The organism is Candidatus Colwellia aromaticivorans, from assembly GCF_003333305.1.
GTDB classification, from domain to species: Bacteria; Pseudomonadota; Gammaproteobacteria; order Enterobacterales; family Alteromonadaceae; genus Colwellia; species Colwellia aromaticivorans.
In genome coordinates this window covers 45528-72054 of record NZ_QOLD01000003.1, presented here as the reverse complement: position 1 = coordinate 72054, position 26527 = coordinate 45528, and the positions used below count along the sequence as shown (strand labels likewise).

23 protein-coding genes are annotated in these 26527 nt (G+C 37.6%); 13 read left to right on the top strand and 10 right to left on the bottom strand.

The genetic code is table 11. From position 1 onward, the window contains the following. Positions 1-13: 13 nt before the first annotated feature. Positions 14-604 carry a SecY-interacting protein gene (syd, locus tag DWA31_RS00330; RefSeq protein WP_114324695.1) on the top strand — a complete coding sequence of 197 codons (591 nt, stop codon included), beginning with the start codon at positions 14-16 and terminating at the stop codon, positions 602-604. A gap of 6 nt (positions 605-610) precedes the next feature. On the opposite strand, the gene DWA31_RS00325 is transcribed toward syd, so the two are convergent. After that, positions 611-940, bottom strand: coding sequence for an alpha/beta hydrolase family protein (locus tag DWA31_RS00325; RefSeq protein WP_114324694.1), 330 nt, complete (start codon positions 938-940; stop codon positions 611-613). Positions 941-1104: 164 nt separating this feature from the next. Here DWA31_RS00325 and DWA31_RS17010 point away from each other — a divergent pair, with 164 nt between their 5' ends. Further along, positions 1105-1461, top strand: a complete 357-nt coding sequence (locus tag DWA31_RS17010; protein WP_136037965.1) for a hypothetical protein — start codon at positions 1105-1107, stop codon at positions 1459-1461. Positions 1462-1688: 227 nt separating this feature from the next. Here the strand turns inward: DWA31_RS17010 and trpA are convergent, their stop codons facing one another. Genes trpA through DWA31_RS00290 form a run of 6 tightly spaced genes read right to left on the bottom strand, consistent with a single transcriptional unit; the run spans position 1689 to position 8618 of the window. Next, complete coding sequence (gene trpA, locus DWA31_RS00315; protein WP_114324692.1) at positions 1689-2546, bottom strand: tryptophan synthase subunit alpha; 858 nt, start codon at positions 2544-2546, stop codon at positions 1689-1691. Beyond that, positions 2546-3805 carry a tryptophan synthase subunit beta gene (gene trpB / locus DWA31_RS00310; protein WP_114324691.1) on the bottom strand — a complete coding sequence of 420 codons (1260 nt, stop codon included), beginning with the start codon at positions 3803-3805 and terminating at the stop codon, positions 2546-2548. Before trpB ends, trpA begins: the two co-directional genes overlap by 1 nt. 3 nt (positions 3806-3808) lie before the next feature. Further along, positions 3809-5224 (bottom strand): bifunctional indole-3-glycerol-phosphate synthase TrpC/phosphoribosylanthranilate isomerase TrpF, encoded by a 1416-nt coding sequence (gene trpCF, locus DWA31_RS00305; protein ID WP_114324690.1) that lies wholly within the window; start codon positions 5222-5224, stop codon positions 3809-3811. A 1-nt stretch (position 5225) separates the two neighbouring features. Further along, the gene (trpD, locus tag DWA31_RS00300) at positions 5226-6287 is read right to left on the bottom strand and encodes an anthranilate phosphoribosyltransferase (RefSeq protein ID WP_114324689.1); all 1062 of its coding nucleotides are present in this window, start codon (positions 6285-6287) and stop codon (positions 5226-5228) included. Position 6288: 1 nt separating this feature from the next. Further along, positions 6289-6948, bottom strand: coding sequence for an aminodeoxychorismate/anthranilate synthase component II (locus tag DWA31_RS00295; RefSeq protein WP_114324688.1), 660 nt, complete (start codon positions 6946-6948; stop codon positions 6289-6291). Beyond that, entirely contained in the window at positions 6948-8618 is a 1671-nt protein-coding gene (locus DWA31_RS00290) for an anthranilate synthase component 1 (protein WP_114324687.1), read from the bottom strand. The genes DWA31_RS00295 and DWA31_RS00290 overlap by 1 nt, the downstream gene beginning before the upstream one ends. Positions 8619-9191: 573 nt before the next feature. Between DWA31_RS00290 and rnm the strand changes: the two genes are divergently transcribed. The 4 genes from rnm (at position 9192) to rnd (ending at position 13091) form a co-directional block, all read left to right on the top strand. Next, positions 9192-10097 (top strand): RNase RNM, encoded by a 906-nt coding sequence (gene rnm / locus DWA31_RS00285; RefSeq protein WP_114324686.1) that lies wholly within the window; start codon positions 9192-9194, stop codon positions 10095-10097. A gap of 49 nt (positions 10098-10146) precedes the next feature. Beyond that, complete coding sequence (locus DWA31_RS00280) at positions 10147-10767, top strand: L-threonylcarbamoyladenylate synthase (protein ID WP_114324685.1); 621 nt, start codon at positions 10147-10149, stop codon at positions 10765-10767. A 62-nt stretch (positions 10768-10829) separates the two neighbouring features. Further along, positions 10830-11912 carry a 23S rRNA pseudouridine(2605) synthase RluB gene (gene rluB / locus DWA31_RS00275; RefSeq protein ID WP_114324684.1) on the top strand — a complete coding sequence of 361 codons (1083 nt, stop codon included), beginning with the start codon at positions 10830-10832 and terminating at the stop codon, positions 11910-11912. A 9-nt stretch (positions 11913-11921) separates the two neighbouring features. After that, positions 11922-13091, top strand: coding sequence for a ribonuclease D (gene rnd, locus DWA31_RS00270; RefSeq protein WP_114324683.1), 1170 nt, complete (start codon positions 11922-11924; stop codon positions 13089-13091). Between the two features lie 136 nt (positions 13092-13227). Here the strand turns inward: rnd and mfd are convergent, their stop codons facing one another. After that, positions 13228-16806, bottom strand: a complete 3579-nt coding sequence (gene mfd / locus DWA31_RS00265) for a transcription-repair coupling factor (protein ID WP_114324682.1) — start codon at positions 16804-16806, stop codon at positions 13228-13230. 251 nt (positions 16807-17057) lie between these two features. On the opposite strand from mfd, the gene DWA31_RS00260 reads away from it, so the two are divergent. The 7 genes from DWA31_RS00260 to galE all read left to right on the top strand — a co-directional run bounded on the left by DWA31_RS00260 (position 17058) and on the right by galE (position 24488). After that, positions 17058-17366, top strand: coding sequence for a ComEA family DNA-binding protein (locus tag DWA31_RS00260; RefSeq protein ID WP_245942407.1), 309 nt, complete (start codon positions 17058-17060; stop codon positions 17364-17366). A 180-nt stretch (positions 17367-17546) separates the two neighbouring features. After that, positions 17547-18446, top strand: a complete 900-nt coding sequence (gene cysD / locus DWA31_RS00255) for a sulfate adenylyltransferase subunit CysD (protein WP_114324726.1) — start codon at positions 17547-17549, stop codon at positions 18444-18446. Positions 18447-18516: 70 nt separating this feature from the next. After that, positions 18517-19917, top strand: a complete 1401-nt coding sequence (gene cysN / locus DWA31_RS00250; protein WP_114324680.1) for a sulfate adenylyltransferase subunit CysN — start codon at positions 18517-18519, stop codon at positions 19915-19917. Between the two features lie 86 nt (positions 19918-20003). Beyond that, positions 20004-21731 carry an SLC13 family permease gene (locus DWA31_RS00245; RefSeq protein WP_114324679.1) on the top strand — a complete coding sequence of 576 codons (1728 nt, stop codon included), beginning with the start codon at positions 20004-20006 and terminating at the stop codon, positions 21729-21731. Between the two features lie 100 nt (positions 21732-21831). Beyond that, positions 21832-22470, top strand: coding sequence for an adenylyl-sulfate kinase (cysC, locus tag DWA31_RS00240; RefSeq protein ID WP_114324678.1), 639 nt, complete (start codon positions 21832-21834; stop codon positions 22468-22470). Positions 22471-22474: 4 nt separating this feature from the next. Beyond that, the gene (locus DWA31_RS00235) at positions 22475-23443 is read left to right on the top strand and encodes a DHH family phosphoesterase (RefSeq protein ID WP_114324677.1); all 969 of its coding nucleotides are present in this window, start codon (positions 22475-22477) and stop codon (positions 23441-23443) included. A gap of 34 nt (positions 23444-23477) precedes the next feature. Beyond that, positions 23478-24488: a UDP-glucose 4-epimerase GalE gene (galE, locus tag DWA31_RS00230; protein WP_114324676.1), complete on the top strand. Its 1011-nt coding sequence runs from the start codon at positions 23478-23480 to the stop codon at positions 24486-24488. A gap of 101 nt (positions 24489-24589) precedes the next feature. Here the strand turns inward: galE and DWA31_RS00225 are convergent, their stop codons facing one another. Continuing rightward, positions 24590-25168, bottom strand: a complete 579-nt coding sequence (locus DWA31_RS00225; RefSeq protein ID WP_114324675.1) for a Tll0287-like domain-containing protein — start codon at positions 25166-25168, stop codon at positions 24590-24592. Positions 25169-25200: 32 nt separating this feature from the next. After that, on the bottom strand, positions 25201-26421 hold the full coding sequence (locus DWA31_RS00220; protein WP_114324674.1) for an EAL and HDOD domain-containing protein: 1221 nt from the start codon (positions 26419-26421) through the stop codon (positions 25201-25203). Positions 26422-26527 lie beyond the last annotated feature (106 nt).

Here is a 26527-nt window from a genome sequence, read left to right as displayed (position 1 = left end):
GATCTTCGTATCGATGACATCATCAAATCAATCAAATAAAAATTTAGTACAAATTCTGCATCAATTTTCTGAACAATATATTACAGATTATCAACAAACGCATGCATGCTTACCTACAGTTGAACAAGATGAAGAATGGCCTTCACCTTGTGAACAAGGTGCTACAGAGAAAAACCCTTCACCCGAAGGTGAAGTTTATTGGCAGCCTATGGCCATAGAGAAAAGCGAAGAATTAAGTTTTGAGAACGTTGAGTCAGCATTAGATTTGACTTTGCATAACGATATCAAAACATACTTTACCTTATTTTATAGTGAAAGCCTTGACGCACGTTGTGATGAAGGAGAATTATCCCTATTATTTGCTTGGAATAAAAAGGATTTTGAGCGTTTACAAGAGAACCTCATTGGTCATATTTTAATGAAGCGAAGGTTAAAGCAAAAAGAGACTATTTTCTTTGCGGTAACTGATGAAGAAGATATGATTATTTCAGTAGATAATGCAAGTGGCGCGGTTTGGGTTGAACGTGTAGGTTGTAAACCTCACAAACAACTTAGTGATTCGCTAACTCAGTTTATCAGTCAGTTGACGCCAGTGATTAAATAACGGAGTTTAACTTTTTTGCTGTTCAATTAGCTGCTTCACTAGTTGCTTTAATTCAATTATTTCTTGCTTCATTTGTGCTAGTTCATGATTAAGGTTTTGTCTAAAAGTGTTGGTTTCTACTGTGGTGTCAGTTATGTCAGCGGCTTTATTTATATCGTACTTTTCTTCTGGTATTGAAGTAAAGCTTGGGTCATGCTGCCAAACCTTTAATGCTGATATGATGACAGGTAACGGTACCTTCTTATTTAGTTTAGCCTTGATCATAGCTACGCTAGGTTTATTACCTGCATTGGCCAATTGATTTGCTAAAATTAATATTTCATCATTTATTGTCATTTTGATTAACCATATTGTTATATTTGCTATATTTTAGCGAATATAACTACTAATGTCAGTTATAAAAAAGAATAAGTAATGTTTATTTATTTAAAATCAATAGCAATATTTTTTAACAACAGGTGCTTGCTTGGCTTAATGAATAATGCATATATAATAACCAAATGATTACATTTTTAGTTAAACTTTCCTTAGTGTTAAAACCCTTTCATAAGTTTACTTATTTGTTAGCAATAGTGCTTATTGCTAACATAGTATACCAATTGGTTTTTTCTGTTATGCCCAGTGCAACTGACTCTAATGAAATAATGCTAAACTTTCTCGCCTTAGCTTGGCTCGCATTAGTTAACTTTATGATACAAGTTTTTTCTCGAATTCCTGTTGCTTCGCAAAGTAAAAGCACCATTTTAGTTAGAATAAAAAATAGATTCCATCAAGGTTTTTATTACTTGTTGTCACTTGTGTTTATTGTTATATCGATAGCGGTAATTTTACTGTCTTTCAAAATGTTAAGGCTTTAAGCCGCATCGCTCACTGTAAAACTCTTTGAGGTGGTAACGTTAATGTTGAACTGTGGGTATTATCTTTTGAGAAGTTCATTTGAGAGAGATTAAAGTGCTTCTTCTTTTGACTACTCTCGTTATTTATTATGAGAATATTTAGTTCTTTTATACGATGATTTTATTACAGGATAAGTAAATTAACTGGCAGGTATTGATACGCTGCCAGTTGCATTTTACTTAGCTTTCTACTTAGTTGCCGCTTTCATATTACTAACAAAGTTTGTCAATTCAGTTAGCATTTTTTTATTATCAGCTAAGTTGTTTTCAATGATCTTGACTACCGCAGAACCACTTATTGCGCCACTTGCTCCCGCAGCTAAAGCATCTTTAACTTGTTGCGGTGCTGAAATACCAAACCCTAAAACAGGTGGCGCAGCGTGATATTGTGTTAATTTACTAATTAAGCTCTCTGCAGGAGATGTTGTTTGAGTGCTCTCTTCAATAACATCAACACCGGTAACACCCGCACGGCTTAAAACATAAGTATAACCGCGGCTATAAGATGATACTCCGCGTAAGGTATCCTCACTTGCATTGGGTGGTGCAATAAAAATAGGGGCTACGCCGTGCTTTAATGCCGCTTCTCTAAAGGGTAAGCTTTCACGAATGGGTAAGTCAGCAATTAATACCGAATCAACACCTACTTGTGCCATGTCTCGATAAAAGTTATCAATGCCACGGGCAAAAACTAAGTTACCATATAACAGCAAACCAATAGGGATATTAGGTGCATATTCACGAACTTTGGCCAGTATGTCGATACAAATGTCCGTATTTATACCCGAATTTAGCGCACGAAGCGCTGCCATTTGAATAGTAATACCATCGGCGCTTGGGTCTGAAAACGGAATACCTAACTCTAAGGCATCAGCGCCAGCATCAATTAATACTTTGATAACCTTAAATGATTGTTCTGCATTAGGATCGCCAATGGTGACAAAAGGGATAAAAGCTTTTTCATTTTTTTTGGCTAAATCAGCAAAAGCTTTTTGGTAACGGTAGCCAGCTTGTGGGGTTGATTGTGTGTTAGTTGTTTGAACCATTACGCTTCTCCTCTGTGCTTAACGCCAGTGTTTTTATCTTGTTCGTTTGGATTTAAAATGGCATTAACATGGTCAAGATCTTTATCGCCTCGACCCGATAAATTCACTAAGTAAATAGTTTCTGTTGTCACCGTTTCTGCCATTTTAAGGGCTTGCGCTAACGCATGAGCAGATTCGAGCGCGGGGATAATCCCTTCACTTTTAGCTAGTTCTTGAAAAGCAGATAACGCTTCGTCATCATTGATAGCGACATATTGGGCTCTACCTGTATCTTTTAAAAAGGCATGTTGAGGGCCAACTGCAGGGTAGTCTAGCCCAGCAGAAATAGAATAAGACTCCTGAATTTGACCATACTTATCTTGCATCACATAAGTGTAATTTCCGTGTAACATGCCTTTACTGCCAGCGACTAAAGTTGCGCCATGATGATTGGTCTCAATACCTTTACCACCGGGTTCTACGCCAATTAATTTTACTTCTTCATGTTGAATAAAATCATTGAATATACCAATAGCATTTGAGCCACCACCCACCGCAGCAATAACATAATCAGGTAAACGGCCTTCTTCATCAAAAAATTGTGCTTTGGCCTCTTCGCCGATCATTTTTTGAAATTCTCTAACAATGGTTGGAAAAGGATGCGGGCCAGCGGCAGTACCTAATAAATAATGTGCATTTTCATAATTGGCAGACCAATCACGTAATGCTTCATTTACCGCATCTTTTAAGGTGCCAGAGCCTGCGGTTACCGGAATAACTTCGGCGCCCATTAATTCCATGCGAAACACATTAGGTTGTTGACGTTTACAGTCGACCGCACCCATATAAACTTTACATTTCAACCCTAATAATGAACAAGCAATTGCCGTTGCTACGCCATGTTGACCAGCGCCTGTTTCAGCGATGATTTCAGTCTTGCCCATGCGTTTAGCAAGTAATGCTTGGCCTAATACTTGGTTAGTTTTATGGGCGCCACCGTGTAGTAAATCTTCACGTTTCAAATAAATTTTTGCTAACGGGTTTTTAACGATGTTTCGACAACAGGTTAATGGTGTTGGACGACCCGCATATTTGGTCAGCAAATTATTAAATTCGGTTAGAAATGCTTCATCAGTTTGTGATTCAATGAAAGCTTGTTCTAATTGCTCTAATGCAGGCACTAATAATTCACCGACAAACATGCCGCCAAATTCGCCAAAATAGGGAGGTAATGTTTCTTTTATTATGTTATTTGGAGTATTTTTTGTTGTATTGCTCATATTCTAGTAATTCCTTATTTGCGCAAAAACTTGGGTTAGTTTTTCGCTGGATTTTATACCTGGGCTACTTTCAACACCTGAGTTGAGATCGAGTCCAAATAAATCTAATTGGGTTAATTGCTTAAGGGCTAATTGGATATTGTCGTTATTAAGGCCGCCGGCTAAAAAACACTGTGATAAATCTTGTTCACTTGTGGTTAATATTTGCCAATCAAACGGTTGACCTGAGCCTGGAGATTTTCCATCGAGTACATGGTGAGCAACTTGCTCACTTAAATTAGGTACACTTTCTACTACTGATTTTGCTTGCCAAATCTCGCAATGTTCACCGTTATGTTCATTTAATTGTGCTTTAAGCTCCGATACGTAGGTTTCATCTTCATTGCCATGAAGTTGCACGGCAGCTAAGTTGAGAGCTTTTACTAAGTCTACAATTTCAGAAATTTGGTGATTCACAAAAACGCCAACATAGTCCAAATATGGCTTAGTGTTTATTATGTCTAGTGCTTGGGCTTTAGTGATGGCGCGGGGAGATTTTTCAGCAAAAATCAAACCACCAAAACGTGCACCAGATTTTGCTGCTGCTTCAGCGTATTTTGGCGCGGTTAAACCGCATACTTTATTATTGCCAAAAATAAGTTTACGACAAGCTAAATCAATATCGTTATAGCGATTGTTATCCATTGCCATTAAAGAGCTACCAACGAGAAAACCGTCAACAGCAGGGGCTAATTCTCGAACTTGTTCATTGCTGTAAATACCCGATTCAGAAATGATGATAGTGTCATCAGGCAGCTTTGGTGCAAGCTCAAAGGTACGCACAATATCGGTACTTAAATCACGTAAATTGCGGTTGTTAATGCCAATCATTTTAGCGTTTAATTTAATGGCTCTGTCACACTCTTCAACAGTAGACACTTCTGTTAATACGGCTAAGTTATATTGCTCAGCAACGTTTGCTAACGCTAAATATTCGTCATCAGACAATACGCTTAGCATCAATAAAATAGCATCAGCGCCATAATAACGAGCCAAATAAACTTGATAAGTATCAACAAAAAAATCTTTATTTAATACGGGACAACTGACGGTTTCAGTCACTAATTTTAGGTAATCAAAATCACCTTGAAAATATTTTTCATCAGTAAGCACAGAAATAGCTGCTGCGTATTTGTCATAGGTTTGGCAAATAGCTTTGACATCAAAATCAGGGCGAATTAACCCTTTGGATGGCGAGGCTTTTTTACATTCTAAAATGAATCCCGCTTCGGGTTTATCTTCGGTGCGCCTAAGTGCAGCGTACATATCCTTTTTTGCTGGTGTTAGCTCATCTATAAAGCTTGTTAAGGGTTTAGCTTTTTTAAGCGCTTCAATTTCAATGCGTCTGTTTGCGGTAATTTTTTCTAAAATGTTTGCCATGTTACTTACTTCCCGGAACAGCGCTTTCTTCATTAGGGCTTTTTTCATTAGACAATGACACAAGTAGCTCTAACGTGGCTAAACCTTTGCCACTTTTTAAAACGTCACTGGCAAGCTTGGTTGCAGCTTTTAAATCCTTTGCTTTATCATGTAAATAAAGTAGTGCAGCACAGTTAATAATGACTGCAGCATTGTGCGCTTCTTGACCATTGCCAGATAAAATCGCTTTAATTATATCAGCGTTTTTTTGTGGGGTGCCACCTTTTATATCTTCAAGGCTGTAGTTTTTCAGGCCAAAGTCTTGTGGCGAAAGTGTACGCTCAATTAATTGCTCACCGTTAATCTCGATAACTTGAGTATCACCATGTAGGGCTATTTCATCTAAACCACTACCATAAACGACAAAAGCGCGTTCAACACCTGTTAGTTGCAATGCTTCTGCCATAGGCATTAATAGGTCTGGAGTATAAACCCCAAGTAGCATGATGTTAGGATAAGCAGGGTTAGCTAAGGGACCTAATATATTGAATAGTGTACGTACGCCCATCGTTTTACGTACTGCCGCCGCATGTTTAAAGCCACTATGATAAGCGGGCGCATATAAAAAGCATATATTTGCTTTCTCTAAACAATTGCTAGCGGTCGTTGGCGACATCGTTAAATTAACACCAAAAGCTTCTAGTAAATCGGCGGAGCCAGACATGCTAGAAACGCTGCGGTTACCGTGCTTTGCCATTTTTAAACCACATGCAGCCGCTAATATAGCGGCGGTGGTTGAAATGTTAATAGTATTAGCGCCATCACCACCAGTGCCAACACAATCAGCTACTGAATTCTTTTGTGGAGGAAATTTTGTTGCTGCAGCTTTAATTGCTATGGCTGCGCCAGATATTTCATCGGGTGTTTCACCTTTAATCTTTAGCGCGGTAAGAACACTTGCCAGTAAAATAGGATCAGTTTCGCCTTTGAGCATTTGTTCAAAAAAGGCTGTAATGGTTTGTTGGTCGAGATCTTGGCCGTCAACTAAGGTTGCTAATATATTGGTTGATAAAATATTCTTCATGTTATGCTCCTTGCGCTTTAGTGTTTAAGCGCTCGCTTAAGGCGAGTAGATAATCGAAACTTTGCGCTAATAAAGTAGTGCCATAAGTTGTTAAAATAGATTCAGGGTGAAATTGATACGCTAATACGGCATCGGCTTCGCGACAAATAGCCATAGGCATATCATTAAAATCAGCAATAACTGATAATGTATTGGGTACGTTTTTTCCTATCAGAGAGTGATAACGTGCCACGGGTAATGGGTTTTGAATATTAGCAAAAGCACCACTTTCACAGTGGTTAATTGCCGATGCTTTTCCGTGAACAATTTCATCAGCACGATCAACACTGCCGCCATAATGTTCTATCAATGCTTGGTGGCCTAAGCATATGCCCAACATAGGGATTTTACCTGCGCATAATTTGATTAGCGCCATTAAGCAACCAGCATGGCTTGGATCTCCGGGGCCAGGTGATAATACTAATATGATGTTTTCGCCACTTTGTTTAGTATGTTCATGCATTTTATTGAAAATGAATTCGGCACTTAAGGTATTTCGATAAACGGTTGGTTCAAATCCTAAACATTGAAATTCATCGACTAGATTATAAGTAAATGAATCGAGATTATCGAGCATAAATAGCTTGGTTTTTTGTTCGCAATTACTAATATTATTAGTCATTAGTTTGCTCCCTGTGTTTGGCTTGCGACTTTATTTGCTACCTTGTTAGAGAGCAGCACTGCACTAATGACTGCTTGCGCTTTTTGTCTAGTTTCATCAGTTTCACTTTGGGGAACAGAGTCATAGACAACGCCAGCACCCGCTTGAACATGAGCGATATTATTTTTAACAAACGCTGAGCGAATAACAATACAAGTATCCATTTCACCATCGCCAGTTAAGTAACCCACAGCACCGCCATAACTGCCACGTCGTTTACCTTCAACTTCTCTAATAAGTGATGTCGCTTTTATTTTTGGGGCACCTGATAGTGTCCCCATGTTCATACAAGCTTGATAAGCGTGCAGCGCATCTAGCTCTTCAAGTAAAGTACCGCATACTCGCGAAACTAAGTGCATAACATGAGAATACCTATCTACTTTTAGCAAATCAGCGACATAGCGAGTACCGGCTTTACATACGCGGGCAACATCGTTTCGTGCTAAATCAACTAGCATTATATGTTCGGCTGACTCTTTTTTATCCTGCCTCAATTCCAATTCTATGCGTGAGTCTAAATCGAGAGAAATGCTCCCGTCGCTATTAAACCCTCGAGGACGTGTGCCCGCGATAGGATAAATTTCTACTTGGCGCTTTCCTTCAGGAGAATTTTGTTGATATTTTATTGCTGATTCAGGTGAAGCGCCAAACATGCAAAAATCACTGTCCTTAAGATAAAACATATAAGGGCTAGGGTTGCTTATTTTTAACGCTTGATAAGCGGCAACACTATCGATACATGGTATTGAAAAAGTGCGAGAGGGGACTACTTGGAAAATATCACCAGCACGAATATTTTCTTTTAATTGTTCAACCGTTTGACAAAACTTTTCATCGCTAATATCAACAGATACTTTTTGTGATTCGGTATGATTAATTTGCTGAGCAGGGGATGACTTCACGGCTACCAGTGATGGAATATGCGCTGGTGTTATATTGGTTGATAGGTGCTGCTTAATTTCACTCACACGCGCTGTTAATTGTTGCTGAACTTCTGTCTGAATAATAGGGGTGTTAGCAGAGAATATGTTCGCAATGATTTCGGTGCTTTTTATTTCATGATCAATAACCACTAAAGTTTCGGCTAGGTAGTAAACAAAATCTGGACAGGTGTTTTCACCATCAGGCACGTCAGGGAGTTTTTCACTCATGGCTATCATATCAAAAGCAAAAGCGCCGCCAAGAAAAATAGCAAAATGATGATTGTTTGTATTTTCTAACCGGTTAAATAAACGTAAACTTTCAAAGGGGTTTATCGCCATTAACCTAGCTTTTTCGTCAAGCTCTGTCGGGGTATCGGCAAAAATGGCGGTTAAGGTTTGCTGATCGTCAGTGAGTGATAATTTCGCATGCGCTTTAAGTTGTGTTGCGGCAAATTGCAGAGCAGCTTGGCCATTAAGTGTTAAGGCTCTAAAAGTAACGGTATTACCATTACAAATAATTTTAACTGCCGCATCAGTGAGTAATAAACTTTTTAATAAATGCTTTTGCGTGATTTCTGCTGACTCAAGTAGCAGGTTATTATCTTTATTATGGCAAAGCAGTTGGTAAACACTTAAGGGATCGCTTTGGTAATTAGCGTTATCTGTTAACGTTGAAACTGTTGTCAAACTTTGGTTATGTTGTGTCATGGCATTCTTCTTGAAATCAGGGAATTAAAGGGTTGTCATCCGGCGTAAATTGGCTGTAGCCACCAAAGAAACCATGTTCTTGTTTTATTCATTGTAAATCCTAATTACTGTTAGGTTATATAAAGTATAAATAAAAACTTAAAACGTTTTATTTATTCAAGTAGCTGTTCAACGTTAAACTGTATGGTTCAATTTAAAGGAAAAAGCACGGAGTTGACGTTAGTCAATGAGTACTTTTGACACATAAATAGAGGCATACAGTGACAAGGTGAATAGTTACAAGCGTTTAACGTAAAAAACCCGCTTAACTTAGCGGGTTTTTGAAATTTGTTTCTTGTTCTGTTTAGCTTTTATATTTTCTTTCAGCTTTAACGAGACACACGCAATTATCACAACCCAGTTATGTAGAGTTATGCCACCACCAAATGTGGTTACTTAAATTAAATTGCTTTGCTAGTATCATTATTTTGTTCTTCTTTGTAAACTTGCAGTTATATTTTTTGTAGTGCTTTTTTCTAGTGTTAAGTTAGTCTAAAGCCTACTCGCAAGAAAGTCCCTATAGAAGACAATATTATGGCGTTGCTGTCAACCACTGATTTTCCTTTTGTAATTGAAAAACGAGACGATTTCTCTCATGGCCGAATAGATTTGCATAGCCACACTCATTGCTCAGACGGTAGTTTGTCGCCGCAAACCTTGATAGATAGGGCGGTCAATTATCAAATTGATGTTTTAGCGATTACCGATCACGATACCTTAGCAGGCATTGATATAGCACAGCGCTATATCAATGAACAAAAAGTTCCAATAACGTTAATATCAGGTGTTGAAATATCGACGGCTTGGCAAGGTTTTGAAATTCATATTGTTGGCCATAATTTTGATCAAAATAATGACCAGTTACTGCAATTAATAACCGAGCAACAGCAAGCGCGTGAACAACGGGCGATCACTATTGGTGAAAAGCTAGCACAATGTGGTTTTCCTGATGCTTATGATGATGCTAAAAAAAGTGCAGGAAAAGGTTCAATCACCCGTGCACATTTTGCTAAAGTGTTATTTCAGCAAGGTCATGTAAGCACAATGCAAAAAGCATTTGATCAATATTTAGGCAAGAAAGGTCGTAATACACAAAAAGCTTATGTAAAACCAACGTGGTGCTCGATAGAACAAGCGGTTGACGTTATTCATGTTGCTGGTGGTAGTGCGGTGATGGCGCATCCAATTCGTTATGATTTATCAGCAAAGTGGCTCAGACGCTTAATTGTGCATTTTAAAGAATGTGCTGGTGATGGTTTGGAAATTGTTTTGCCGCAAATGAATCCCCAACAACGACAAATAATGTTAAACTACTGTTTAGAATATGATTTACATGCATCAACAGGCTCTGACTTTCATCATCCTAATAAATGGTCAGATCTAGGTAAAAATTTAATCTTACCCGATGGCGCAAAACCTGTGTGGACATTATGGTCGTAAATTGTAGTTCAGACTTTATGCCGACGACTATTACAAATAGGAAAATATCATGAGCCAGTTTTTTTACGTACACCCAGATAACCCGCAAGGTCGTTTGATGCAACAAGCCGTGGCTATTCTTAATGACGGTGGTGTTATTGTATATCCTACTGATTCAGGTTATGCCCTCGGTTGTCACTTGGGGGATAAAAAAGCCTTGGAGCGTATCTGTCAAATTAGAAAGATAGATAAAAATCACAATTTTACCTTAGTTTGCCAAGACTTATCACAGCTCTCAGAATATGCACGGGTTGATAATAGTGCCTATCGACTATTGAAAAATAATACACCCGGTGCTTATACGTTTATTTTTAAAGGCAGTAAAGATGTACCTAAACGATTATTGAATCCAAAAAAGAAAACTATTGGTATTCGTGTGCCGGATAATAATATTTGCCATGCCTTGTTGGCTGAACTGGCAGAGCCTATAATGTCTACTAGTTTGATCATGCCGGGTGAAACCATGACTGAATGCGATCCGGAACAAATTCGTGACTTACTAGAGCATCAAGTAGATTTAATTATTCATGGTGGTTATTTGGGAGAACATCCCACCACAGTGGTTGATTTTTCTAATGATGATATTGAAATATTGCGAGTGGGTGAGGGCGATCCTTCACCGTTCCAATAACGTATAAATGAGTCAGAAGTTAGTTACTAGGGAACTGCTACTGACGTAACTGAGTAAAAAAAATGTCACAAGACAAAAAAGCACCTAAAGATAAAAAAACATCTAAAGATAAACAGGCTTCTACTGATAATAAATATGGTAGTCGTGGTACAGGAAAAAAATCGGTTGCTAAAAAAGGCGCTGTTAAAGATAAAAAGGCAGAGCCAACAAAAGGTGTAGGTAAAGGAAAGAAACCCGTTGAAAAGCCAGTCAAGGTTGATTTTCAAAAAGCAACGGTGAAAGATTCTGAAAAACTACAAAAAGTACTTGCTCGTGCCGGTAAAGGTTCTCGTCGTGAAATAGAAGCGATGATAAGTGCAGGGCGCGTGAGCGTTGATGGCAATAATGCTTATTTAGGTGATAGAGTTGATGGCACTGAACAAATACGTATTGATGGCCATCAAGTTAAGCTGACTGCTCAAGCCGATGACATTTGCCGAGTATTAATGTACAACAAACCTGAAGGGGAAATGTGTACCCGTAAAGATCCTGAAGGTAGAGTAACAGTTTTTGATCGTTTACCACCGCTTGAATCAGGTCGTTGGGTTGCCGTTGGTCGTTTAGATATCAATACCTCGGGTATGTTGTTGTTTACCACTGATGGTGAGCTAGCTAACCGGTTAATGCATCCATCACAAAAAGTAGAGCGTGAATATGCAGTACGCGTGTTTGGTGAAATTAATGAAGCCATGCTACAAACACTTCGCGCAGGTGTTAAATTAGAAGATGGTATGGCACGTTTTCAAAAAATCACTTATCGTGGTGGTGAAGGTCGTAATCATTGGTTCCATGTGGTGTTATCAGAAGGGCGTAATCGTGAAGTACGTCGTTTATGGGAAAGCCAAGACGTGCAAGTGAGTCGATTAATTCGCGTGCGTTATGGTGATATGGAAATGCAGCGTCAATTACCGCTTGGTGGTTGGACTGAACTTGGGCTAAAAGAAGTTAATTATTTCCGTAAATTAGTGGACTTACCCTCTGAAACACAATCAAAAGTTAAAGTTGATGAAAAAGCGATGGATAATGCGAAGAGTCGTCGTATTCGCCGTTCAGTTAAAAAACATCAGCAACGTAATCAGCAGGCTAATCGCCGTCGCAGGAAGTAAGAAATTATCATGCAGTATCAATTTATTGAAGATGAAATCAGTTTACAACAATTATGTCAGCAATATAACAATGCGGAAATACTCGCTATAGATACTGAGTTTGTTCGTACTCGTACTTTGTATCCTAAGTTGGGTTTGTTACAGATTTTTGACGGTAAACAGTTAGCGTTGATTGACCCTATTGCGATTAATGATTTATCACCATTTTGGCAATTACTGACCAATGAAAATATTGTTAAAGTACTACATGCGTGCTCTGAAGATTTAGAAGTGTTTCTAACCAGTGCCAACTGTAAACCCGTTAACTTAATAGATAGCCAAATCATTATGTCGTTTCTTGGCCATGGTCTATCTATGGGCTATGCTGCTATGGTTGAGCATTTTACTGGCATTGAACTTGATAAGTCAGAGTCGCGTACGGATTGGATGAAAAGACCGTTAACTCAGAAACAGCTTGATTATGCCAGTGCTGATGTCGATTATTTATTTCAACTTTACCCCAAATTTATTGCTGAAATAGAACAAGCGGGTCGGTTGGATTATGCTAAGCAAGAAACGCAATTGTTAATAGAGCGAAAGTTTACGCCTATTGACGAAGATAACCTGTATAGCCAAATGAAAATGGTTTATCGACTGAACTCAAAACAACTTAATATATTGCAACACCTGGCTCGTTGGCGTTTTCAACAAGCTAAAAAACGCGATTTACCTATCGGTTTTGTGGCAAAAGATCATACCCTAATGGCAATAGCTCAGCATAATCCACAAAATATTGAGGCGATGAATCAACTTAAGGGCGCTGAATTACTCGATATACGCCATAAAGGTAAATCCATGCTATCTATAGTCAAGATAGCATCCCAAACTAGCGAGAGTGATTACCCAACAAAGATTACCCGTTTAGATGAATACCCGGGTTACAAGCAAATATTCAAATCAGTGAAAGCTTTTATTATTGCTATCGCAGAAAAAAATGGCATGACCATAGAAAACTTTGCTTCTAAGAAACAAATAAATCAATTTTTAACTTGGCACTTTAACGTTAATGATGTGAGAACTTTAGCCTCAGAATCATCGACTAAAACACCTATCTCGAATGTTGATATTTTGACAGGTTGGCGTAACGAACTATTTGGGCAAACATTACAAGCATTTGCTGACAATGACTTTAAAGCGTAAATCACGCTTTATTTGTTAAGTTTACTATTTTGTAATAAAAAAACTTGCAAAAAAAAGCCCCTGTAACAGAATCTGTTACAGGGGCTTTTTTATTTTAGGATTTGTTATAGGATTAACTTTAGACCTTGTATTAAGGCTAAGAGGTCAACTCATTTAACAGTGTAGTGACTAAAGTAAACCGATCTTGCTCCCCTTCGTTTGCCCGAACAAATTTGAATTTGTTTGGCGGTACCATTTTATAGACGGTAGGTTGTTTTTGTACTAGTTTCATTAATTGCATAGGATCTACCTTGGTATGATCACTAAATTCAATTGAGCCACCAGTATTACTGGCTTCTATTCGGTTAATACCTATTGCTTGTGCTTTTAAGCGTAGTTTAGCAATGTGAACTAAATTCTTCGTTGCTTGCGGTAGTAAACCAAAACGATCAATCAATTCTACTTGTACATCATCTAGCTGGTTTTTATTTTTACAACTGGCGATACGTTTATATAAACTTAAACGAATACTCACGTCGAAAATATAATCTTCAGGTATAAGTGCTGGTAATCGCAACTCTATTTCAGTTTGTTTCGCGGTTACTTGGCTCAGGGATAATTGTTTACCTTCTTTTAAGGCTTCAACAGCGTGATCGAGCATCTCCATGTATAAGCTAAAACCTACCTGGCTCATTGATCCAGATTGATCTTCACCCAGTAATTCACCCGCGCCACGAATTTCTAAATCATGGGTTGCTAGGGTAAAACCTGCACCGAGATCTTCTAATGAAGCAATCGCTTCAAGGCGCTTTTTAGCATCTTTAGTGATACGTTTTTCATGAGGAGTTAACAAATATGCATAAGCTTGATGATGCGAGCGTCCAACACGTCCTCGCAGTTGATGCAATTGGGCTAAGCCTAAGTGATCTGCGCGGTCCATTATGATGGTATTGGCGCTAGGTACATCAATGCCTGTTTCAATGATGGTAGTACAAACAATTACATTAAAGCGTTGATGGTAAAAGTCACTCATAATACGTTCTAGTTCACGTTCACGCATTTGCCCGTGAGCGGTTACTACCCTGGCCTCGGGTACTAATGTTTGAATGTCAGCAGCTGTTTTTTCGATAGTATCAACATGATTGTGTAAGAAGTATACCTGTCCACCACGTAAGGTTTCACGCAGAATAGCTTCGCGAATTAAAGCTTCATCTCGTTGACGAACAAAGGTTTTAACTGCTAAACGTTTGGCTGGTGGTGTCGCAATAATTGATAAATCACGCATGCCACCCATCGCCATATTTAAAGTTCTGGGAATAGGGGTTGCGGTAAGCGTTAAAATATCAACATTACTGCGTAATTGTTTAATTTTCTCTTTTTGTTTTACGCCGAATCGATGTTCTTCATCAACGACTAATAGCCCAAGGTCTTTATATTTAATACTGTTTTGTAGTAATTTATGGGTGCCGATTAGAATATCTATTTGGCCAGACTCTACTTGTTTTACTACTTCATTTTGTTGCTTTGCGGTTTTAAAACGCGACAAGACTTCAATTGCTACTGGCCAGTTAGCAAACCTGTCACGGAAGTTTTCATAATGTTGTTGAGCAAGTAAGGTTGTTGGCACCAATATAGCTACTTGCTTACCATCATTTACAGCAACAAAAGCTGCGCGCATTGCGACCTCGGTTTTACCAAAGCCCACATCACCACACACTAATCTGTCCATGGCTTTTGAAGATAGCATATCGCTGACTACGGCATTAATGGCTTGTTGTTGATCGAAGGTTTCTTCAAAACCAAAGCTGTCACTAAAGGCTAAATAATCTTCTTTATCACGCTTAAAAGAATAACCCGTATTGCTAGCGCGATTTGCGTATATATCCAGTAATTCAGCTGCAACATCGCGAACTTTTTCTGCGGCTTTTTGTTTAGCCTTACTCCAACTATCACTGCCTAGTTTATGTAGTGGGGCATTTTCGCTGTTAGTACCTGAATAACGGCTAATAAGGTGTAGTGAGGCAACAGGTACATATAGTTTGGCATCGTTAGCGTAACTAAGCATTAAAAATTCGGTGACAATACCGCCGGTTTCAAGGGTTTGTAAGCCTAAGTATCTACCTATGCCATGGTCTATATGCACTACTGCTTGACCAATAGTTAGCTCGGCTAAATTTTTAAAGATAGCATCGGTGCTAATGTCTTGAGATTTATTGCGTCGTCTTGACTGGCGAACATGATCGCCTAGTAACTCTGCTTCTGTTACTAACGCGATAGCATTTTTTTTAGCAGTCCCCTTAGATTGAAAAGTAAAACCCTGACTAAGCGCATTAACGCTTATGCCTAATTTTTCGTTTGATTTGATAAAATCATCAATACAACTAAACAACGTTGGCTTAATGTTATCTCGGGCAAGTAACTCTAATACACTCTCACGGCGACCCTGGCTTTCGGCAATAAATAAAATTTTATCTGGCGTTTCTTTATCACTAATAAAACGATTAATTAACTCAAATGGGTGCTTTAATTTATGGTCGATAGTTAAATCGGTCAGTGCCTTAACATCAAAAACGATGGCGCTAGACTTTTGTTTATCTAGTGTTTGCGTTATATCGTCAACTTGATGGTCGTCAATTTTGGGGGTAACTATGGTAATACGTGCGAATGGTTTTAAAGCAGTATAGAGCGTTTCTGAACTTAAAAATAATTGCTCTGGTGGCAATAGTGGCCTAGTGGGATCGTAACGTCTATTTTCATACCGATAATTAATGTCTTTCCAATACTGATTTAACGATTTATCTAAATCACCAGAGATAGCTATCATGGTGTTTGGCGCTAAATAATCACATAACGTGCTAGTGCCTTGCTGGTTAAATAAATCTGAGTTGTTGTTTAAATTGTCAGTTTTATCGAAAAATAGCGGTAAGTAATATTCAATACCAGGGGGGAGAATATTATTACTGACTTGATGATAAATAGACTCTTTATCAATAGAGCTTTTAAATAACTCTCTATATTGGCTGCGAAATAAATTGATTGCTGCTTTATCGGTAGGAAATTCATGCGCAGGTAATAAATTGATTCTCTCTATTTTGTCACTGGAACGTTGGTTGTCTGGATCAAACAAACGTATTTCATCAATTTCATCATCAAAAAAATCTAAACGGAAGGGGGTTTTACTGCCCATTGGAAATAAGTCTAAGATGGCGCCTCGGGCAGAGAACTCGCCATGCTCCATAACTTGATCAACGCAACGATAGCCGCTGGCTTCTAAGCCTTTCCTTAATTGATGTAAATCTTTTCTATCACCCTTGTTAATGATTAAGCTGTTTGCTTCTAAATATTTTTTAGGCGCTAAGCGTTGTACTAAAGTGGTTACAGGCACAATCACTATGCCTTTTTCCATACGGGATAGTTGGTAAAGTGTCGCTAAGCGTTGTGAAATAATATCTTGGTGAGGTGAAAATGTGTCATAAGGTAAAGTTTCCCAATCAGGAAATAAGCAAATGGTTAGTTCATCTTTTTTTTGCGATAAACTAAGCAATTCCTGCTCTAACCTTAAAGCCGACGGAGTGTCATGTGTGACTAGTAATATTGGCGCATCATTAGTAATAGCACCTTGATATAAGGCAATACTAGCACTTGAACCTTGTAAGTTTAACCAGGTCTTTTTGTCAACAGTCTTAGTGTTATTCTTTGCTAAAATAGGGGTTAGTAAACAGCTTGATTTGCTCATGAAATAAAATAACTTGATAGATTTAAACTTATGGTGGCTTATTCTAGTTAAGGTGTGCCACCAATTCAATGGATTGTTCTATTTGACAATAGCTTATTTTACTTCTAAACCTAATAGGGTGGTTGGATAATTTGTTTTATCGTTATCTAATCGCTTTATTCTCTACCATTTCGTTTAAGGACTCGAACGAAAGTTGCACGAATGTTTATCCGGATGGTTTACATTAATGGATGTATTTACAAGGAATTAATATGAAAAACGTATCACCTAAAGCACTTATCTGTGCACTACTGACTAGCACGTTACTTTTTACTACGAATGTGATTTCTGCCGAACCTAAAATAACAACTAATGTTGAAGTTATGCAGAAATTTGTGCATTTAAATAAATCAACTATCGACGATTTAGTGACATTAAAAGGAATCGGTCATAAGAAAGCGCAAGCGATTTTAGCGTATAGGCAACAAGTAGGCGAGTTTAAATCCGTGAGTGAATTAATAAACATAAAAGGTATAGGCGAAAAGGTCTTAAGTGATAACAAGGAGCGCCTTAAAATATAATACCGATAGAATAATTTTTTTCTGAAAGTCAGCAAGCTGCTGACTTTTTACTTTGTAAAAAATGTCTAAAAATAAATTTAATATTCCTTTTGGTTATAATAAAGGTGTTTGTTATATGGAAAAAAATTACTGGATATGGCATTATTGTTCCATCAATTTTTATCAACGTTTGTAGTGGCAATGAATTTAACCCATTTAAAAAAATTAGAAGCTGAATCTATTCACATTTTTCGCGAAGTAGCGGCTGAATTTGATAACCCAGTAATGCTTTATTCTGTCGGTAAAGATTCTGCCGTCCTATTACACCTTGCCCGCAAAGCTTTTGCGCCAGGCAAAATACCTTTTCCATTATTGCATGTTGATACCAACTGGAAATTCAAAGAAATGATAGCTTTTCGTGATGAAATGGCGAAAGAGTATGATTTCGAATTACTGGTTCATCAAAACCCTGAAGGTATGGAAATGGGCATGGGACCATTCACTCATGGTAGTGCTACGCATACTGATGTAATGAAAACCCAAGGTTTAAAACAAGCGTTAAATAAATATGGTTTTGATGCCGCTTTTGGTGGCGCTCGTCGTGATGAAGAAAAATCTCGTGCAAAAGAACGTGTTTATTCCTTCCGTGATGAAAAGCATCGTTGGGATCCAAAGAGCCAACGTCCAGAATTATGGAATATCTATAACGGTAAGGTAAAAAAAGGCGAAAGTATTCGTGTTTTCCCATTGTCTAACTGGACAGAGCTTGATATTTGGCAATACATATATTTAGAAAGCATTCCTATTGTACCACTTTACCTTGCTGAAAAACGCCCTGTAGTTGAGCGTGATGGCACCTTAATTATGGTTGATGATGATCGTATGCCTATCGGTGAAGATGAAGAAGTTCAAATGAAAAGCGTACGTTTTAGAACGTTGGGCTGTTATCCATTAACAGGGGCGGTTGAGTCAACAGCAAATACCTTACCTGAAATTATTCAAGAAATGTTATTAACTAAAACCTCTGAACGCCAAGGTCGTGTCATAGATAACGATAGTGTGGGTTCGATGGAGAAGAAAAAAATGGAAGGTTACTTCTAAATAAGTAAGCTAAACCGCCATTTTGCCCAATACCATTTTTATTTGATTAAAATTTCCGAAGGAAAAAATTATGAGTCACCAATCAGACTTAATCGAAGAAGACATTCAAGCTTATTTAAAGCAACATGAAAACAAAGAGTTAGTACGATTTTTAACCTGTGGTAGCGTAGATGATGGTAAAAGTACCTTAATCGGTCGTTTATTACATGACTCAAAAATGATTTTTGAAGATCAATTGGCTGCCATTGAAAAAGATTCGAAAAAATCAGGCACCACCGGTGAAGCGATTGATTTAGCTTTGTTAGTTGATGGTTTACAATCTGAACGTGAGCAGGGCATTACTATTGATGTTGCTTATCGTTATTTTTCAACTGATAAACGCAAGTTTATTATTGCCGATACTCCTGGTCATGAACAATATACTCGTAACATGGCGACTGGTGCTTCAACCTGTGATATCGCTATTATCTTGATTGATGCCCGTTACGGTGTGCAAGTTCAAACACGTCGTCATTCATTTATTTGTTCATTATTGGGCATTAAACACATTATTGTTGCCGTAAATAAAATGGATTTGGTTGATTACTCACAAGAGCAATATCAAAAAATCAAAAAAGAATACCGTGAATTTACTGAATCACTTGAGTTTTCTGATGTCCGTTTTATTCCAATGTCAGCATTAAATGGCGACAACGTTGTAGAAGAAAGTGAAAACATGCCTTGGTATCCTGGCGCTACTATGATGAAGCTGCTAAATACCATGGATGTTGCCGAAAAAAATGAGTTCACTGAACTACGCTTCCAAGTGCAGTATGTTAACCGTCCTAATTTAGATTTTCGTGGTTTTGCCGGTACTCTTTCTTCAGGCCATGTATTGGTTGGTGATACTATTGTTGCACTACCTTCAGGCAAAGAAAGTGTTGTGAAAGAAATTGTTACCTTTGATGGTAACATTGACCGTGCTGATAAAGGCATGGCAGTTACTTTAACACTTGAAGATGAAATTGATATCAGCCGTGGTGAAATGATTGTCAAAAAAGGCAGTGTACCGACTTCTGCAAAAGAATTAAATGCTACCGTTGTATGGATGCATGAAAATGAACTTGAACCAGGTCGTGAATATTTTATTAAACACGGTAGTAAAATGACCACGGGCCATGCAAGTAAAATTGTCAGTAAATATGACGTTAATACTATGGAAAAAGTTCAAGCATCACAGCTAGCGGTGAATGACATTGGTATCGTTGACTTTGATATAAGCGAAGAGTTGCATTTTGATGATTATCAAGTAAACCGTGGCTCTGGCGCTTTTATAATTATTGACCGCTTGAGTAATGTTACGGTCGGTGCAGGCATGATAAATCATGCTATTGATGAGAATACTCATGAATATTCAGTATTTGAATTAGAGCTTAATGCCTTAGTTCGAAAACAGTTCCCTCATTGGGGAGCGCGCGACATTACTAAATAGAGTACAAGATAAAATTACTCTATAAAATGCTAATTATAAATGCGTTAATATTTTAGATATTAGCGCATTTTATTTAAGGACAGTTAATGACAGTTGAACAGTGGTTGATGATAGCGGTTTTTATCGTCACTTTTGTCAGTTTAGTTAAATACAGTAAAGTACCGGAACGGGTGTTTTCAGTAACAGTACTTGCTTGTTTAGCGTTGTCTTTTGTTAGTGTTGACGATATTCTCGCTAATGCGGTAAACCCGGGTTTAGTTACCTTAATTTTACTGGTACTTTGTTCATTTGCTTTTGAACGTACCAGTATTTTACGCCGTATGAGCCATCGTGTATTTAATGGTTCTAAAATTAATTCAATGCTGCGGCTTTTTATCGGCACTGCATTCGCCTCTGCTATCATGAGTAATACCGCAGTAGTGGCAACACTTATTAATAGTGTCAAAAATAATAAGTTGATCAACCCTGGGAAGTTGTTATTACCCCTGTCTTATGTTGCCATTTTAGGCGGCACTCTTACGCTCGTTGGTACCTCAACCAATCTTATTGTTAATAGCCTACTGATTAAACAAGGTGTGGCTGGTTTTAGCTTTTTTGATTTTACTTCTATTGGCATAGTGGCGTTATTACTTTGTTTAGTTTTAGTGATTCTACGGGCTAGAACGTTACCTGATATTGAACATAGTCAATTGTTAGCACAAGATTACTTACTGGAAGCGGAAGTCGCTTCTGACTCTAAGTTAGTGAATAAAACCATTGAAGAAAATGGTTTAAGAAATTTAGATGCGCTATTTTTAGTTGAAATAGTGCGTCAAGAGCGTTTAATAACGCCGGTTACACCAGAAGAAAGAGTACAAGCTGGAGATAAGTTGATCTTTAGTGGTGATATTTCCAAAGTATTAACATTGCAGCAGTTTGATGGCTTAACGTTATTTGCTGAGCAAGATGATTTATTGCGTGATAATTTAACCGAAGTGTTAATCAAACCAGATTCAGCTATTGCCGGTAAGACCTTGAAAAAAGCTGGCTTTCGAGCTCGCTTTGATGCGGCTGTTGTAGCTGTTCGTCGAGAAGGTTGCGCACTGTCGGGTAAATTAGGTGATATTGTCCTGCAGTCAGGTGATTTTTTGGTTCTTGCCGTAGGACAAGATTTTTCTAGTCGTACCAATCTATCAAAAAACTTTTTTATATTATCCGGTCATCAAGCCATCAATATGCTCAGTGGTTGGCGTGATCAAGCGACTGTCTGGGGATTTATACTGGCTATTGCTATCTCAGTATTAACGCCTATTTCCTTATTAAGTTGTTTATTTATTTATGTTGCTTTACTTATATTTAGTGGTGCCTTAACGGTAAATGAAATTAAGCGTCGTTTTCCTTTAGAAATTTGGATGATAGTACTTGGCGCGCTAACCTTAGCAACGGCTATTGAAAATACTGGTTTGGCGGCAATGATAGCGGATTCTATAAAACAACTTCTCGATGGTAGTAGTGTTTACTTAGCGTTTATTGCTATTTTTGTTATAACCTTATTAATGACTGAATTGATAACTAATAGTGCCGCAGCAGCTTTAATATTCCCTATTGCGTATAATATAGCTTTGGGCCTAGGCGTTGATCCTATCCCTTTTGTGATGGCAGTAGCTTTTGCCGCTAGCGGTTCATTTATTAGCCCTTATGGCTATCAAACTAATGTGATGGTGTATAACGCAGGTAATTACCGATTAGCCGATTTTGTAAAGTTTGGCTTACCCATTTCGATTGTCTACAGTGTCACCGTGATGTTGATGATCCCCTTGATGTTTCCTTTTTAAAAGGCAGCAGAGTATTTAATTAAAAGAAATAACATAAGTGGCTATTTTCATTCGCTTATTATGCTTTTATTCCAGTAAAATTTTAAATTGAGTAACTATAATGAAAACAGAAAATACCGTTTGGCATGAACAACATATAACTAAAGAACAACGTGCGGGTATAAAACAGCAAAAATCTTGTTTACTTTGGTATACCGGTTTAAGTGGCTCAGGTAAGTCAACGGTAGCTAATGCTGTAGATGCCTTATTATTTGAATTAGGCTGTCATAGTTATTTACTTGATGGTGATAATGTTCGTCATGGTTTAAATGGTGATTTAGGCTTTAGTGATGAAGACAGAGTTGAAAATATTCGCCGAATTGGTGAAGTATCAAAACTTTTTCTTGATGCAGGTTTAATTGTTTCTACTGCCTTTATTTCCCCTTTTAGTGAAGACAGAGCAAGTGCTAGAGAAAAATTAGCGCAAGGCGAATTTATTGAAGTTTATATTGATACGCCAATAAGCGTTTGTGAACAACGTGATCCTAAAGGTTTATATAAAAAAGCACGTAAGGGTGAAATTAAAGACTTTACCGGCATAGATTCTAGTTATGACATACCTCAAAATCCAGAAATTCATGTCAAAACCGCAGAACATTCAATACAGAGTTGTGCGCAGCAAATTGTTAATTATTTAGCTGAGCAAGGTTTTATCGAGCTAAGTTTTATTGAACTAAGCAAAGAAACCAACGAGAGCTAATAGCATGCATTATGATGTTTTTAATGGCGATGCTGATGGCATTATTGCTTTATTACAACTTCGCTTGTCTCAAAAAGAACAACAACCGAGTGAATCAACACTTATCACGGGTGTAAAACGTGATATCAGTTTACTTAAAGAAGTTGATGTGAATATAGCAACGTCTGTAACGGTATTAGATATATCTTTAGAAAAAAATACTGATGCTTTGATTCAACTGCTTGAAAAAGAGGTAAACGTTTTTTATGTTGATCATCATAGAACGGGTGATATTCCTCAGTCAAAACAGTTAGTCAGTTTACTCGATACTGATGCGAATACCTGTACTAGTCTATTAGTCAATAACCATCTTGGTGGAGAATTTGCTACTTGGGCAATCGCTGCCGCTTTTGGCGATAATATGCAAACCTCGGCTGAAACACTTGCTGAGCAGAACAATTTAACGTTAGCGCAGCAATCGCTATTAAAAGAATTGGGTGTTTATATAAATTATAATGGCTATGGTCGTAGTGTCGATGATTTACATTTTCATCCTGGAGATTTGTTTCATAAGTTATTAAAATATGAAGATCCCTTTGATCTAATCAATGAGCAAGGGTCTGTTTTTTCTCAGCTAAAAGACGCTTATTTAGCGGATATGAATAAAGCTAAAAATGCCGATGTGCTTGTTGAAAATGCTAATTTTAAAGCGGTACAGTTAGCCGATGAAGCATGGGCTAGACGTGTTAGTGGTGTTTTTGGTAATGATTTAGCTAATGCTTCACCTAATAAAGCACATGCTGTGCTTACCTTAAATGCTGATAATAGTTATACCGTTAGTCTAAGGGCACCTTTAAGTAACAAACAAGGTGCTGGTGAATTATGTGCTAGCTTTCCAACAGGTGGTGGTAGAGCTGCTGCGGCAGGTATTAATGCGTTACCTCAAGAAATGCTTAGCGATTTCTTTGATAGCGTGTCAAAATATTACGCATAAAGTATAAGTTGCAGGCTAAAAAGGAAGATAAAGCATGAGTTTATTAATTACAGGTGGTACAGGCTATATTGGCAGTCACACTGTTGTCGAACTACAAGCATTAGCAAATGAGCAAGATATTGTTATTGTGGATGATTTGTCAAACTCCTCTACAAAAGTACTGGATCGAATTGAAAAAATAACGGCTAAAACAGTTACTTTTATTAAAGCTGATATTTGTGATTATGAGGCGATGAACGAAGTATTTAGTCTGCACAGTATTGATGCTGTGATTCACTTCGCTGGGCATAAAGCAGTCGGTGAGTCGAGTGAGAAACCACTTAGCTATTACTATAATAATGTTTCTGGTACGGTTATTTTACTTAAGGTTATGGCAGCACATAACGTTAAAAAACTTGTTTTTAGTTCTTCTGCAACAGTTTATGGTGATAATACTTCACCATTAAATGAAACTATGCCTACATCGGCGACTAATCCTTATGGTCAAACTAAATTGATGATTGAACATATATTGTTTGATTTGGCAAAAAGTGACAGTGACTGGTCTATTGCTTGTTTACGCTATTTCAACCCTATTGGCGCCCATGAATCAGGTTTTATTGGTGAAAACCCTAACGGTATTCCAAATAATTTATTGCCTTATGTTGCTCAAGTTGCGGTTGGTAGACTGGCTCAATTACAAGTGTTTGGTGACGATTATGACACGGTAGATGGTACAGGAGTGCGTGATTATATTCATGTAGTTGATTTAGCACAAGGCCATGTTAAAGCGCTGCAAAATCTTGATAAAATATCAGGTTGTAAAGCGATCAACTTAGGTACAGGTAATGGTACTTCTGTATTAGAAATTGTTAATACCTTTAAAGAAATTAGCGGTCAAAATATTCCGTATAAAATAGTCCCTAGGCGTGCGGGCGATTTAGCAACCGTTTATGCGGATGCAAATTTAGCGCATGAACTACTTGATTGGCAAGCAACGAGAGATTTACATGCCATGATTTCAGATACTTGGCGTTGGCAGTCAGAAAACCCACAAGGATTCTAACGACTTTACTCATTGAAATTCCGAGCTAAGGCTCGGAATTACTTTGTGGATAGTGCTGGATTAGCTCTTTTAGTTAAAGCTTTTTAGTTAAAGCTTTTTAGTTAAAGCTTTTTAGTTAAACTAAATGCTCCTCTGATTTGCCCCAATGAATAGCCTACGGCTTGATCTTTTGGATAATATTGTTTGAGCGCAGCTTTTGTTTCTGCATTTAGCCCACTGCCATGGCATGTCAAACAAAGTGATTCTGTACCTTGTGCCTTCATAAAACGAAATTCATCTTTAACAACTTCCGCTTTAGCCATTGCTTTAGCACTTTCACCTTGCTGTTGTCTTTGATTGAACTCTTCAAGTACTGATTTCTCCCATGCATCAGGTGTTGCGTTGTGGTGATTGCGGGTTTTTAAACTCACACGCTTTACTTGCCACGGCGTAGACATACTAAGGTTTTTGGCTATTTCAGGCGCTTTTACTGAACATACTTCAATAGCTTGTTTCACACCACCTTCAGCGAGTGCTTTTTTTAACTGTGGTTTTAATGTGCCACCAAATTGTTTAACAATGGTTATTGCTTCAGCTTTTAGCGCTGAAAGCTCTATGGGTTGTGCATAAGATGAAAATGAATAGAGAAATAAAATCGAGCTGACTGTAGATACTATTAAGGTGTTTTTTTTATGATACATCAAGTGCGTCCCTGTTATTTAATTGTAAGAGGTTAGCCAGCTAAATGACTTTGTTCATCAGCCCAAGCAAGAGCTTCGTTATAATGCTTAACGGCTTTAACTTTGTTTAATTGGAGTCTTTCCATAATAAAATTCGTTTTATCCCATTGAGCATGTTCAATAAATTCAACTAACTTTATGATTGCTGCCATCGCGCCTTTTCGAGTGAGTAGAGGCTCTTTAATCTCGTTTGACAACGGTAGTTTTTCAAGCACAATTTCCAACTCCTCATCTAAAATAGCGTCTATCATAGATAATAGTCCTGTGAGAAAAGCGATGGAATCATCAAGTTGAGACTTCATATCTTTAGCGACTAGTTCACAAAATTTAGCACGTGTCATAGCTACTTTTATCAATTCTGTTGGTTTATCTGGATTTGCAGTCACAGCAAACATCAAACCAAGAAAACGTTTTAATTCGCTTGAGCCGAGAATGACTAATGCTTGTTTAATCGTTGATATTTCACTGCGGCGCCTAAACATCGCGGAGTTAGCATAGCGAAGCAATTTATAGGATAAAGATACATCGCGTTCAAAAACATTGGTTATGCTAGTTAAATCTAATTCAGGTTTAGAGGTTTCATATAATAATTCAGCCATAGCAAGTTGGGATGGTGATAAGTTTTTAGTTTTTACCATTTCAGGCTTAGCAAAAAAGAACCCTTGAAAATACTTAAAACCAAGTTGTAATGCTTGATCGTATTCTTGATACGTTTCTACTTTTTCGGCTAATAATTCAATATGAGGATGATCTTTAACCGCTTCGATAATTTGTTTAATTTCATCAAAATTGGTGTCTTGAATATCAACTTTAATAATTTTGATAAAAGGATAGAAATGCGACCAAACACTTTGGTGCACATAATCATCTAAAGCAATGATATAGCCTTTACTATATAAGTCTTTGCAAATTTTTAATAATTTTTTACCCGGTTTGATCGTTTCTAGTATTTCAACAACCACTTCTTCATTGGTTAGCATTTCAGGGTAACCTTGAATTAAGGTTTCTAAAGTGAAATTGATAAAAGCAGGTTTACTGCCAGTAAAATCACTAATACCCATGTTGAATTTACTCGCTTCAATTATTTTGCTAGTCGCTTCGTCACCATCAATTTCAGGAAAAACATTATCGATGCTATCGCGAAAAAGTAATTCATAAGCATAGAGATTTTTGTTTGCGTCTAAAATAGGCTGTCTAGCGGCATAAAAGTACATAGTTTGAGCAATTCTTTATAATAAAAACAATTACTAATAAATATACCTGTTCTTGTTGAAGATGCAAGATTCAACGGGAAATTATCTTTTTATATTTATGGAATGA